This is a genomic window from Methylobacterium sp. W2 (assembly GCF_020662345.1).
Classification (GTDB): domain Bacteria; phylum Pseudomonadota; class Alphaproteobacteria; order Rhizobiales; family Beijerinckiaceae; genus Methylobacterium.
This window is the reverse complement of record NZ_VMOA01000063.1, coordinates 18,603-28,935: the sequence shown is the minus strand read 5'-3', so window position 1 is coordinate 28,935 and position 10,333 is coordinate 18,603. Positions and strand designations below refer to the sequence as shown.

11 protein-coding genes are annotated in these 10,333 nt (G+C 66.6%); 8 read left to right on the top strand and 3 right to left on the bottom strand.

Annotated features, from left to right (window positions below):
* The 7 genes from FPV16_RS24135 to FPV16_RS24105 form a co-directional block, all read left to right on the top strand.
* Positions 1 to 812, top strand: an 812-nt coding sequence (locus FPV16_RS24135; protein ID WP_227441068.1) for an ABC transporter permease, incomplete at its 5' end; no start/stop codon positions are given.
* A gap of 479 nt (positions 813 to 1,291) precedes the next feature.
* Complete coding sequence (locus FPV16_RS24130; RefSeq protein WP_227441067.1) at positions 1,292 to 2,512, top strand: Gfo/Idh/MocA family protein; 1,221 nt, start codon at positions 1,292 to 1,294, stop codon at positions 2,510 to 2,512.
* Between the two features lie 389 nt (positions 2,513 to 2,901).
* Complete coding sequence (locus tag FPV16_RS24125) at positions 2,902 to 4,185, top strand: cation:proton antiporter (RefSeq protein ID WP_227441066.1); 1,284 nt, start codon at positions 2,902 to 2,904, stop codon at positions 4,183 to 4,185.
* Positions 4,186 to 4,201: 16 nt separating this feature from the next.
* Positions 4,202 to 4,360 carry a hypothetical protein gene (locus tag FPV16_RS24120; protein ID WP_227441065.1) on the top strand — a complete coding sequence of 53 codons (159 nt, stop codon included), beginning with the start codon at positions 4,202 to 4,204 and terminating at the stop codon, positions 4,358 to 4,360.
* Between the two features lie 132 nt (positions 4,361 to 4,492).
* Positions 4,493 to 4,702 (top strand): cold-shock protein, encoded by a 210-nt coding sequence (locus tag FPV16_RS24115; RefSeq protein WP_026176335.1) that lies wholly within the window; start codon positions 4,493 to 4,495, stop codon positions 4,700 to 4,702.
* A gap of 150 nt (positions 4,703 to 4,852) precedes the next feature.
* Complete coding sequence (locus FPV16_RS24110; protein ID WP_026176334.1) at positions 4,853 to 5,215, top strand: DUF6481 family protein; 363 nt, start codon at positions 4,853 to 4,855, stop codon at positions 5,213 to 5,215.
* 344 nt (positions 5,216 to 5,559) lie between these two features.
* Positions 5,560 to 5,757 (top strand): hypothetical protein, encoded by a 198-nt coding sequence (locus tag FPV16_RS24105; protein WP_018046073.1) that lies wholly within the window; start codon positions 5,560 to 5,562, stop codon positions 5,755 to 5,757.
* 126 nt (positions 5,758 to 5,883) lie between these two features.
* Here the strand turns inward: FPV16_RS24105 and FPV16_RS24100 are convergent, their stop codons facing one another.
* From FPV16_RS24100 to FPV16_RS24090, 3 genes are all read right to left on the bottom strand, one after another.
* Positions 5,884 to 6,420, bottom strand: a complete 537-nt coding sequence (locus FPV16_RS24100; protein WP_056147064.1) for a Dps family protein — start codon at positions 6,418 to 6,420, stop codon at positions 5,884 to 5,886.
* A gap of 418 nt (positions 6,421 to 6,838) precedes the next feature.
* Entirely contained in the window at positions 6,839 to 8,161 is a 1,323-nt protein-coding gene (locus tag FPV16_RS24095; RefSeq protein WP_227441064.1) for a calcium-binding protein, read from the bottom strand.
* Positions 8,162 to 8,544: 383 nt separating this feature from the next.
* Positions 8,545 to 9,468 (bottom strand): L,D-transpeptidase, encoded by a 924-nt coding sequence (locus FPV16_RS24090; protein ID WP_227441063.1) that lies wholly within the window; start codon positions 9,466 to 9,468, stop codon positions 8,545 to 8,547.
* 343 nt (positions 9,469 to 9,811) lie between these two features.
* Between FPV16_RS24090 and FPV16_RS24085 the strand changes: the two genes are divergently transcribed.
* The gene (locus tag FPV16_RS24085) at positions 9,812 to 10,243 is read left to right on the top strand and encodes a hypothetical protein (protein ID WP_227441062.1); all 432 of its coding nucleotides are present in this window, start codon (positions 9,812 to 9,814) and stop codon (positions 10,241 to 10,243) included.
* The last annotated feature ends 90 nt before the right edge of the window (positions 10,244 to 10,333 follow it).

The following is a 10,333-nucleotide window of genomic DNA, read 5'->3' as shown; positions in this document are numbered from 1 at the left end:
CCTACGACACGATCATCGACGGGCTGCCGACCCCCTCGCCCTCCCCCCCCACCTGGATGCTCACGGACGAGCAATGCCAGGCGGCGGCGCGGCAGGATGGCGGGGAGACCACGGGCCGGGAGGGGTGCAAGGGCCTGGAGATGCACTGGCTCGGCACCGACAACACCACCCGCGACGTGCTGGCGCGCGTCATCTACGGCTTTCGCATCTCGGTGCTGTTCGGGCTGATCCTTGCCATCGTCTCCTCGGTGATCGGCGTCATCGCCGGCGCGGTGCAGGGCTATTTCGGCGGCTGGGTCGATCTCGTCCTGCAGCGCTTCATCGAGGTCTGGAGCGGCATCCCGACCCTCTACCTCATCATCATCATCTCGGCCTTCATCGCGCCGGGCTTCTTCGTGCTGCTGGGCATCCTGCTGCTGTTCTCCTGGGTGGCCCTGGTCGGCGTGGTGCGGGCGGAATTCCTGCGGGCGCGCAACTTCGAATACGTCCGCGCCGCCCGTGCGCTCGGCCTCTCCAACATCCGCATCATGAGCCGGCACCTGCTGCCCAACGCCATGGTGGCGACGCTGACCTTCATGCCGTTCATCCTCAACGGCTCGATCGGGACGCTGACCTCCCTCGACTTCCTCGGCTTCGGCCTGCCCCCCGGCTCGGCCTCGCTGGGCGAGCTGCTGGCGCAGGGCAAGGACAACATCCAGGCCCCCTGGCTCGGGCTGACCGGCTTCTTCGTGGTGGCGGTGATGCTGAGCCTGCTGATCTTCGCCGGCGAGGCCGTGCGCGACGCCTTCGACCCCCGCAAGACCTTTCGGTAGCCGGACCTTCCGATAGCAAGACCCGGACGCTGCGCAGCGTCTCTTGCTGGACCCCGGATCGGGTTCCGCTGGCGCTCCACCCATCCGGGACGACGGCATTCCCGCCTCTCGCGGGCAACGCGGGTCTCCTCTCCTGGAAGGAGAGGGAGTTCCGGTGCGCCTCACGCCCACCCGTCAATGAACTCCATTCCACTGTTCCCGATCGTTGGTCGCTCCGGCAGAGTCGGGTGAATCCAGCAGGCGTCCGGGGAAGGGATGCCGGAGAGAGGCCGGTCGCCTCCCCACCGCCCGCTCCCCTTTCCCGGACACCCTCAGCGAAGCGGAGGGTGATCCGAGAGCCAGCGGGACACATGCTCCATCCGCCCCCCGCCATCATCGGCCGCAGGCCCGGATGAGTCCGATCGGCTCCGCGCGCGTTGTCCGGAGGCGGTTCCACGATCCAGCCGCGAGACTCACTCCCTCCCGGATCCGGAATTTCGATGTCCGACGCCTCGCACACGACACCGTCCCGCCGCCTGTTCATGGCCGGCACCCTCGCCGGAATCGGAGGCGCGCTCGCCTCCGAGCGCGCGGCGTCGCAGACGATTCCCGCCAGCCCCGTGGGCCGGCCCGAACCGCAGCTCGACCAGGCGCCGCCGATGCCGCGGGAGGCGCATCTCGGCTGGGCGGTGGTCGGCCTCGGCGATTTCGCCCAGGCCCAGATCCTGCCCGCCTTCCAGCGCGCGCGGCGCTCCAGGGCCGTCGCCCTCGTCTCCGGCAACCCGGAGAAGGCGAGGTCCGTCGCCGCCCGCTACGGGATCGGACCCGGCGGCCTCTACGATTACGCCGCGATGGGGAAGATGGCCGACAATGCCGACATCGCCGCCGTCTATATCATCACGCCGAACTCCACCCATGCCGACCTGACCATCAAGGCGCTCGAGGCGGGCAAGCACGTCCTCTGCGAGAAGCCGATGGCGACGAGTTCCGCCGAGTGCCGGCGGATGATCGACGCCGCCAAGGCCGCCGATCGCCGCCTGATGATCGCCTACCGGGTGCATTGGGAGCCCCACAACCTGCGCGCCAAGGCGATGATGGATGCGGGCGAACTCGGCGAGGTGCGTTTCGCCTCCTCCGACCATCACCGGCCCCTGGAACCGGGGAAGCCCCGCGACCAGTGGCGTATGCTCAAGGCGGTCGCCGGCGGCGGCTCGCTGGTGGATATCGGCATCTACGGCCTCAACGGCGTGCAATGGTTCTTCGGCGAGAGCCCGTCCTCGGTCTCCGCCTCGATGCATGCGCCGGCGGGCGACCCGCGTTTCGCCGAGGTGGAGGACGTGTTCACGGCCCAGCTCGTCTTCCCCTCGGGCCGGCGCGCCACGGTCTCGTCGGGCTACAGCGCCGACAAGAAGCGGATCGACCTGTGGGGCGACAAGGCGGTCGCCACTCTCGATCCCGGCACCGCCTACCAGGGCAACCGCCTCGTCATCGGCAACGCCAAGCGCGCGGACGAGATCCTGACGGCGGAGGGCGACGCGGTGCAGTTCACCGGCGAGATCGACCACCTCTCGCAGGTCATCGCCGAGGGCGGGGACTTGCGCACGCCCGGCGAGATGGGCCTGCGCGACGTCCGCCTGATCGAAGCGCTCTACCAGGCGGCGGCGACCCGCCGATGGGTCGATCTCAACCCCGACATGACGATGCGGACGGGCACGCCCTGAATGCGGCGACCGATTTCATACATCTGGGCATGCAGGCAGACCGCATCCCTCTCCCCCTTGCGGCTACTGGATTCACCCCTCTTCTCTACGGCTGTTTCCTCTATCCAATTGAGTTCGACATGAGGCGCAACGGTCTCCCTCTCCTAGAAGGAGAGGGTTGGGGTGAGGTGTGGTCCATCTCCGGAGAGGTCACACACCTCACCCTGTCCCTCTCCTTCCAGGAGAGGGGACCCGCGCTGCCCGCGAGATGTGTGAATGCCGTAGCCCACGGCGGAGAGGGGGCGGCCCGCAAGGGCGGCGCTCCCAGCCGGAAACGGACAAAGAACATCGGTCTTGCGTATGGGTCGTGGTGATTCCGGCGAAGGACGCGCAGGAACGAATCGGGTACCATGGACACGTATGTCATCACGCTCGGCGGCTTTGGAGCCCTGGTGCTCCTCACCGCCTGGCTGCCGATGGTGCTGCGGCAATTGCCGCTGTCACTGCCGATCTGCTGCGTCGCGATCGGGGCCGGCCTGTCGCTGATCCCCGGGATCGGTGAATTCTCGCCCCGGCCGGAGCATCACCTGCGCCTCATCGAGAAGGTCAGCGAGTTCGTCGTCATCATCTCGCTGATGGGGGCCGGGCTGAAGCTCGACCGCCGCGTCGGCTGGAAAAGCTGGATGGTGACGTGGCGCCTCCTCGCCGTCGCCATGCCGCTGACGATCCTCGCCCTCGGGCTCCTGGCCTCGCATCTCCTCGGCCTCGGCATCGCCGCGTCCCTGCTCATCGCCGCCGCCCTCGCGCCCACCGACCCGGTCCTCGCCTCCGACGTCCAGGTCGGCCCGCCATCCGAGGGGGACGAGGACGAGATGCGCTTCGGCCTCACCTCCGAGGCCGGGCTGAACGACGGGCTCGCCTTTCCCTTCGTCAACCTCGCCATCGCGTTCGCCGCCTCCACCGGCCTCAATGCCGCCGGGTGGACCGAATGGGTCGGTCTCTCGCTGGTCTGGAAGATCCTGGCCGGGATCGTCCTGGGGGCCGCCATCGGGCGGGGCTTCGGCTGGCTGACCTTCCACCTGCCGAACCGGGCCCGCCTGTCGCGCACCGGCGACGGCTTCGTGGCGCTCGGCATCACCTGCCTCGCCTATGCGGCCGTGGAGGCGGTGCACGGCTACGGATTCGTCGGCGTCTTCGTGGCGGCCCTGGCCATGCGCTGGTCCGACCAGAGCCACGATTACCATCACGCCCTCCACGGGTCGGCGGAGGCGTTCGAGCGGTTGGCGATGATGATCCTCCTCGTCGGCTTCGGCCTCGCCCTCGGCGGCGGGCTCCTGCACGACATCACCTGGGCGGGTGTCGCCTTCGCGTGTCTCGTCATCTTCGTGGTGCGGCCACTCTGCGGCTGGGTCAGCCTCATCGGGCACGACCAGCCCTTCGCCGAGCGGGCGGTGATCAGCGTCTTCGGGATCCGGGGGCTCGGCACGATCTACTATCTCGCCTTCGCCCTCGGGCATGCGCATTTCGAACAGGCGGGCCTGCTGTGGAGCACGGCGGGACTGACGATCCTCCTCTCCATCGTCCTGCACGGCGTGACGATCTCGCCGGTCCTCGGCTTCCTCGACCGCCGCAGCGGGCGCGACACCGAGAGCGCGCAGCTCGACCTGCCGTTGGCCCCTCCCCGCACCGAATGAGACCGGGCAACGGGGCTTGGCGGCCGAGCGCTATCAGCGCCCGTATTGGCCGGACGCCCTGCAAATTTTCCCATGTCCGCCCAAAAACAATGCCCGCCCAAAAACAAAGCCCAAGTTTTTCATGGCATTTGCTAAATCCCATCATTGGGAGTACACCACGGTGATCGAAGCGTGATCAGATCTTCATTTGCTGAAGCCAAACAGTTTTTGCAGAGCGAAAGTCGGGTGCGTATCGAGACAACGGAGAAGGCCGGACATCTTCGTCTGGACCTCCGAACTATGATGCCCGCAAGGGCGAAGGATTATGATGGCTGTCGGTACTGTTAAGTGGTTCAACGAGCAAAAGGGCTTCGGCTTCATCCAGCCGGATAACGGCGGCAACGACGTGTTCGTGCACATCTCCGCCGTCGAGCGCGCCGGTATGCGCGGTCTCGCCGAAGGCCAGAAGGTCTCCTACGAAATGGAAACCGACAAGCGTAGCGGTAAGCAGTCCGCCGGCAGCCTCCAGGCCGCTTGAGCCACCGTGCCGCATAAGCCATGCCGGGTTCCCTGAGAACCTGACACTGGTTACGGAGCCGCTCTCCATTGGAGAGCGGCTTCCTGCGTTTTCGATGGCGTCTTTTTCCTATGCGGCCTTGCCCCGCCGCATTCCAAACCAGGATTCTGTGTGAGCCAATTCAACGAAAACTCCATGACCGACCGCCTCAAGGCTTCGCAGGAAGCCCGTCAGGCCGCGCTGGCGCGTTTCCGCGACCGCCCGGCCGCCGACGATCCGACGGTGGTCGCCCGCAAGGCCGAGCGTGAGGCCATCGCCCGCGAGCGCGAAATCCGCGTCGCCGCCCGCGAAGCTGAACGCGCCGCCGCCGCCGCCCAGGCCGTCGCCGAGGCCGAGGCCGAGCGCGAGCGTCAGGCCATCGAAGCGGCTCGCGTCGCCGAGGAGAAGATCGCCCTCGCTGCCGCCGCGCGTATCGAGCAGAAGCAGCAGCGCGACGCGCGCTACGCCGCCCGCAAGGCCAAAGCCCGCAAATAAGGCGGACCGGTGCCGCATCGGTCCGAGTGAGGGGCGGATCCCGCTTCTCAGAGACCGGTGCCGCGAAACGACATCCCGGAGGGCCGCCCGAACATCAGGTTCGGGACGGGCATCCACCGGGTTCGACGTCAGGGCCGCTCGTGAACGATCGGGACTGCAACGTCGAATGGGTTGGCTCGGTCCTTCGTGAGGGTTCGGGCGCAAGGTGGCATCGCCGGACGGAGTTGCCGCCCATCTCGTCTCTTTCCGCAAGGCAACAGGCTTTCGGCAAGGCGACGCGCGACCACGAACACCCGTCCGGGGACGCGGAGCCCCTTTCGCGTCAACTTTAGAAAGGCACTCCCATGGCCCATAAGTTCAAGCTCGGGCAGCGTGTGCGCCGCGCCCGTATCGGCTATGCCGACGTCAAGGCCGATCCCGCCGACGTGTTCGAGATCGTCCGCCTCGTTCCCGAGGATCAGACCGGCGAGCCGTTCTACCGGATCAAATCCGGCGGCGGCGAGCGCGCCGTCCGCGAAGGCGAGATCACCCTCGCCTCGTGAGACTTAGCCTCGTGAGACTTGGCCTCATGTAACTTGGCCTCCGGCCCGGCCGGACGCGGAGACGAGAAAGGCCCCGCATCGGATGATGCGGGGCCTTTTTTCTAGGTTCCGTTCAGTCGGTCGCGGTCAGTGGCCGCCCTCAGTGGCGTTGCGGGTCGCCTCGTAGAGGAACCAGGTGCGCTCCTCGGCCTGGTCGATCCACTCCTCCAGCAGGCTGGTGGTGGAGACGTCCTTGGCCTCGTCGGTCACCTCGTGCAGTTCGCGCATGTTGGCGGTGAGAGTCTTGTTGTCGTCGCGCAGCTCGGCCAGCATCTCGAGGGGGCCGACATACTCGGCGTCGTTGTCCTCGACGCGGGACAGCCGGGAGGCCTGACCCAGCGACCGCAGGGTGGTGCCGCCGATCTTGCGGGCGCGCTCGCCGACATCGTCGATGATGCCGAAGATCTGCTGCGACTGCTCGTCGAGCATGAGGTGGTAGTCGCGGAAATTCGGGCCGCTCACGTGCCAGTGGAAGTTCTTCGTCTTCACGTACAGCGCGAAGAGGTCCGACAGCAGGACGGTCAGGCCCTCGGCGATCTTCTTCGTCGCCTCGGGGGCGAGATCGGTCGGGGTGTTCAGGCGATCCCCGTCGACGCGCGTGCGCCCGCTCAAGCTCTTTGCCATGACGTCATAACTCCGTTTGAATTCCGATAGCGGGCGGCGTCCAGCGCACGCCCCATGACGGGAAAAAGCCAGAGACAGGGGGGAAGTTCCGCATCCCAGCCATGAGCGGAGCGACGCACATGGATCGACCTTGCGCCATGCCCCCGGAGACTGGACCCGCCAACGCTTTGTCGGGCATCGGCAATTCCGGCCGGGCCTCGGTCACGGCCGGCGCCGGTCGTGTCCCTGCCTCGACCGGAGATCCGTTCATCTCTCAATGTTGTGAGGGCGATCGCGAGGGGATGATGCGTCCGAACCCTAACCCTGTCTGGCCAGGGGATGGAACGGTCGCGCGGAGGGGCTGGCAAATGGCGCGGCGCGTTTCGCGGTCGGCCAGGCCGCCGCCCTGGCAATCGGCGCCCGATATCCGGTCGCCGGCTCAGGCGAACAGGAAATGCCCGGCATCGATCAACCCTGCCGTCGTCACATCATGCAGGATGATTTTATGCGTCGGGTCGGGATCGCCGGCGACGGTGATCTGCGTGTCCGCGCCTCCGTGTACGGAGGTCAATGTCAGGCCGTGGATGTCGGACGCGAGCGCGGAGACGTCGAGGAAATCGTGCGCGAGATCGAACTTATAGATCTCATCCCGCCCAAAGTTGGCAGCGAAGTCGAAGATGTCCTGCCCCGCGCCACCGAAGAGCTTGTCCGACCCCTCCCCCCCATAGATCTTGGCATCGCCGGATCGCGCAACGATGCGATCGTTGCCGGCGTCGCCGCTGAGATGGCTCGGGTAGCGGCTGCTCCCGATGATGACGTCGTCGCCTTCTCCCCCACCAATGCTGCCATACCCCGCCCCCAGGCTGAGCCAGTCGTCGCCTTCGTCTCCGTGGATGTCATTGGTGAGGGCACCGCCGGTAATGCGATCGTTGCCGGTCCCCCCACTGGCAGAGCGCCCGCCATAACCGAGGAGGATCGTGTCGTTTCCCCCATCACCGGTTATGAACGCCGTCCCCCCCGTCACGGTGATGACGTCGTCGCCATCCTGGCCCTGGATACTGGCCAGCCCGTTGCCGCCGGTGATGTGGTCGGCGCCCTGGGTCGCCACGATGTTGCGCGGTAGGCTCGCCGTCGTCGACAGGACGATGGCCACGCCCTGGGTGACGTCCGACAGATCCAGAGACGATCCCGGCCCGACATAGACCGTCTCGATGCTCTTGAACGTCTCGTCGGTGAAGCTGAGCTCGTCCGCTCCGTGCAGGAACAGCTTGTCATTGCCCGCGCCGCCATCGACGGCCGCTCCGGCGCGGTGAAGCACGAGACGATCGTTGCCCTCCCCGCCCATGAGCGTATCCGCGCCACTCGCGCTACGCAGGATGTCGTTGCCGCCGCCCCCGTCCAAACGGTTCTGGCCTCGCCCCCCTTCGAGAACGTCATTGCCCGCCAGGCCGAGAAGAGTATCCGCACCGGCCCCGCCGCGAAGGATGTCGTCGAACACGTGTCCTTGCAGGAATACCGAGCCTTTGTTGTCCGAAAAGTCGATGAGATAGCTCAATTCCCAAAAGTAGAATTTGTGATCGTATCTCGCGCCAGTATCCTCGTTCACTAAAGCTCCATTGAAAGGAGCATCGTGCCTGGGTGTCCAATTCGCGATATAACTATAAGACGACGCGTTGGAATCGTAGATTTGACCGTCAATATACACAAAGCTGTAACGCTCTGGATCGAATACGGGTCCGCGCGTATAATGAACGACAGGCATAGTTTCCCCCAGACAATGAAATTCCAGGACACAGCCCCACGCAATAAGTGACGTGAACGCTATTGATTGCCGAGGGGGATTAGAAAGCAGACTTTCTGCATATCGGCAATTGTACCGATCAGCACCATGGCGATGACGCAGCCGAATGCTTCAGGAGAACTATTCGGGATGAGGACGGATGATCCGGCACGTCCCTCGTTCCGGCATCACCGGGCTGAGTCATTCGCCCGGACCCCGTTCGAGCACGCGCTACGCGTGCGGGAGTGCCGGAAACCTGTTCGACTTGGTTTTCCAGAGGAGCCGTCCGGGGATCGCGCACCCGCCCGGAGTCACGCCATCGCGAAAACAGCCCGGCGGGCCATGCCCGCCGGGGACAGGCGACCTCAGGTCAGAACGACCACGCGGGAGCCGATCTCGACGCGGCCATAGAGGTCGATCACGTCCTGGTTGATCATGCGGATGCAGCCGGACGAGACGCTGAGCCCGATGGATTCCGGCTCGAGGGTGCCGTGGATGCGGTAGAGCGTGTCCTTGTTGTCCTGCCACAGGTAATGCGCCCGCGCACCGAGGGGATTGCGGGAGCCGCCGGGAACGCCGAGCCCGCTCTGGAGCTGGGTCACCGACCGGGCGAGCTTGGGCGTGCGGGCGATCATCTCCTTGGGCGGATACCAATCCGGCCACATCTGCTTGGAATTCACCGTCGAGACGCCCGACCAGGAAAAGCCCTGCTTGCCGACGCCGACGCCGTAGCGCCGCGCCCGGCCATTGGCCTGAACCAGGGTGAGGTGGTGGGCGCGCGGATCGACCACGATGGTGCCGGGGGGCTCGCGGCCGGTATAGGCGATCTCCTGGCGCAGGAAGACCGGGTTCGCCTTGCGCCAGTTGAAGGCATGGATCGGGAACGGCTCGTCGGTGATCGCGGCATAGGCCTTGGCGTAGTCGATCGGCCCGTCATCCACCGGACGCGCCACAGCATTGCCCTGGTTCGCCGGCGGCGGCTGCTGCGCCCGGCGGCGGGCATTGGGGTCGGCATAGGGATCCGCGTCGGGATCGTCCTCGAAGCGCGGGGCGGCCGTACGCTCGCCATAGGGCTCGTAGCGCCCGCCCCGCCGGCGGTAGAGCCGCCCGGCCTCGTCCCGGTAGAGGCGGTCGTCGTCATAGGGGCCGTAGCCGTCCTCCGAGTCGATGGAGAGCCGGCCACGGACCTGGGCAAGGGCGGCGAGGGGAGAACCGATCAGGGCCAGGGTCGCGCCCGCGCCGCTCAGCAGGGTCCGCCGGCTGACGGGACAAACGGGGTGTTCGGACATGACACGTTCGGACTTAAGGCGTTCGGACTCGGAGCGTTCGGACATGGGGTACTCGAGGATGGGCCCCTCGCCAGGGCGCGAGGACTAAAGCCAAGATCGTGCGGTGACTTAGCAAGACCAGGGGCCGACGTCACGCCGGCCCGTCGCTCATCAGCATTGCGGCCGGGTGGGGTCGCCGGGCAGGCACGAGGTCGGCCTAGCGACGGACCTTTCATCATGGCGCGAGAATGAGCGGGAGATGTGGTGATTTCATCGAGTCTTGCGATTGCAAAAACCTCTGTTCGCATCGACATAGGTCTCTGCATTTCAACACCATCGAATCCTTGGAAGACGGACGAATCCTGTGCCGATCTCTTCGTTCGCACGCCTTGGCGCGTCAGCCCTGACGCTCGCCCTCGGGCTTCTCATCGCCGGGCCCGGCCCGGTCCTGGCCGGCCCGAAGCCGGCCCCCTCATCGTCGACGGCCAAGGCGAAGGCCGTCGACTCCTCCCGGGCCGACTCCTCCCGGACCAAGGCCGCGAAGCGGTCGCGGACGGTCAAGGCCAGCACGGGCAAGGCCAACACAGTCATGGCCAACACGGGCAAGGCCAAAACGGCGCCCGCCGCCGGATCCCCCGCCAAGCAGGCCTCAGCCGACGAGACCGCATCGACGGAGGCGCCCGCCGTCACCTGGACCTCGGCGGAGCCGGACGACCTCCAGTGCGGGCGCAGCCGCCGCAAGCTGTGGCAGGCGGGCGAAGGCTGGGTGGTCAAGACCGTGACCGTCTGCCGTTAAGCGTCTCTGCAGAAAAGCGGGGGCGGGCCGCCGGGTAGGACCGGTGGCGGCGGCGCGCTACAAGGCTCCGGCCCGCACAGGCGATGTCCG

What these genes read in the sequence shown, in the direction of transcription:
- FPV16_RS24130 (WP_227441067.1), top strand. Translation starts at nt 1,292, where the DNA reads ATGTCCGACGCCTCGCACACGACACCGTCCCGCCGCCTGTTCATGGCC.
- FPV16_RS24125 (WP_227441066.1), top strand. Translation starts at nt 2,902, where the DNA reads ATGGACACGTATGTCATCACGCTCGGCGGCTTTGGAGCCCTGGTGCTC.
- FPV16_RS24115 (WP_026176335.1), top strand. Translation starts at nt 4,493, where the DNA reads ATGGCTGTCGGTACTGTTAAGTGGTTCAACGAGCAAAAGGGCTTCGGC.
- FPV16_RS24105 (WP_018046073.1), top strand. Translation starts at nt 5,560, where the DNA reads ATGGCCCATAAGTTCAAGCTCGGGCAGCGTGTGCGCCGCGCCCGTATC.
- FPV16_RS24100 (WP_056147064.1), bottom strand. Translation starts at nt 6,420, where the DNA reads ATGGCAAAGAGCTTGAGCGGGCGCACGCGCGTCGACGGGGATCGCCTG.
- FPV16_RS24095 (WP_227441064.1), bottom strand. Translation starts at nt 8,161, where the DNA reads ATGCCTGTCGTTCATTATACGCGCGGACCCGTATTCGATCCAGAGCGT.
- FPV16_RS24090 (WP_227441063.1), bottom strand. Translation starts at nt 9,468, where the DNA reads ATGTCCGAACACCCCGTTTGTCCCGTCAGCCGGCGGACCCTGCTGAGC.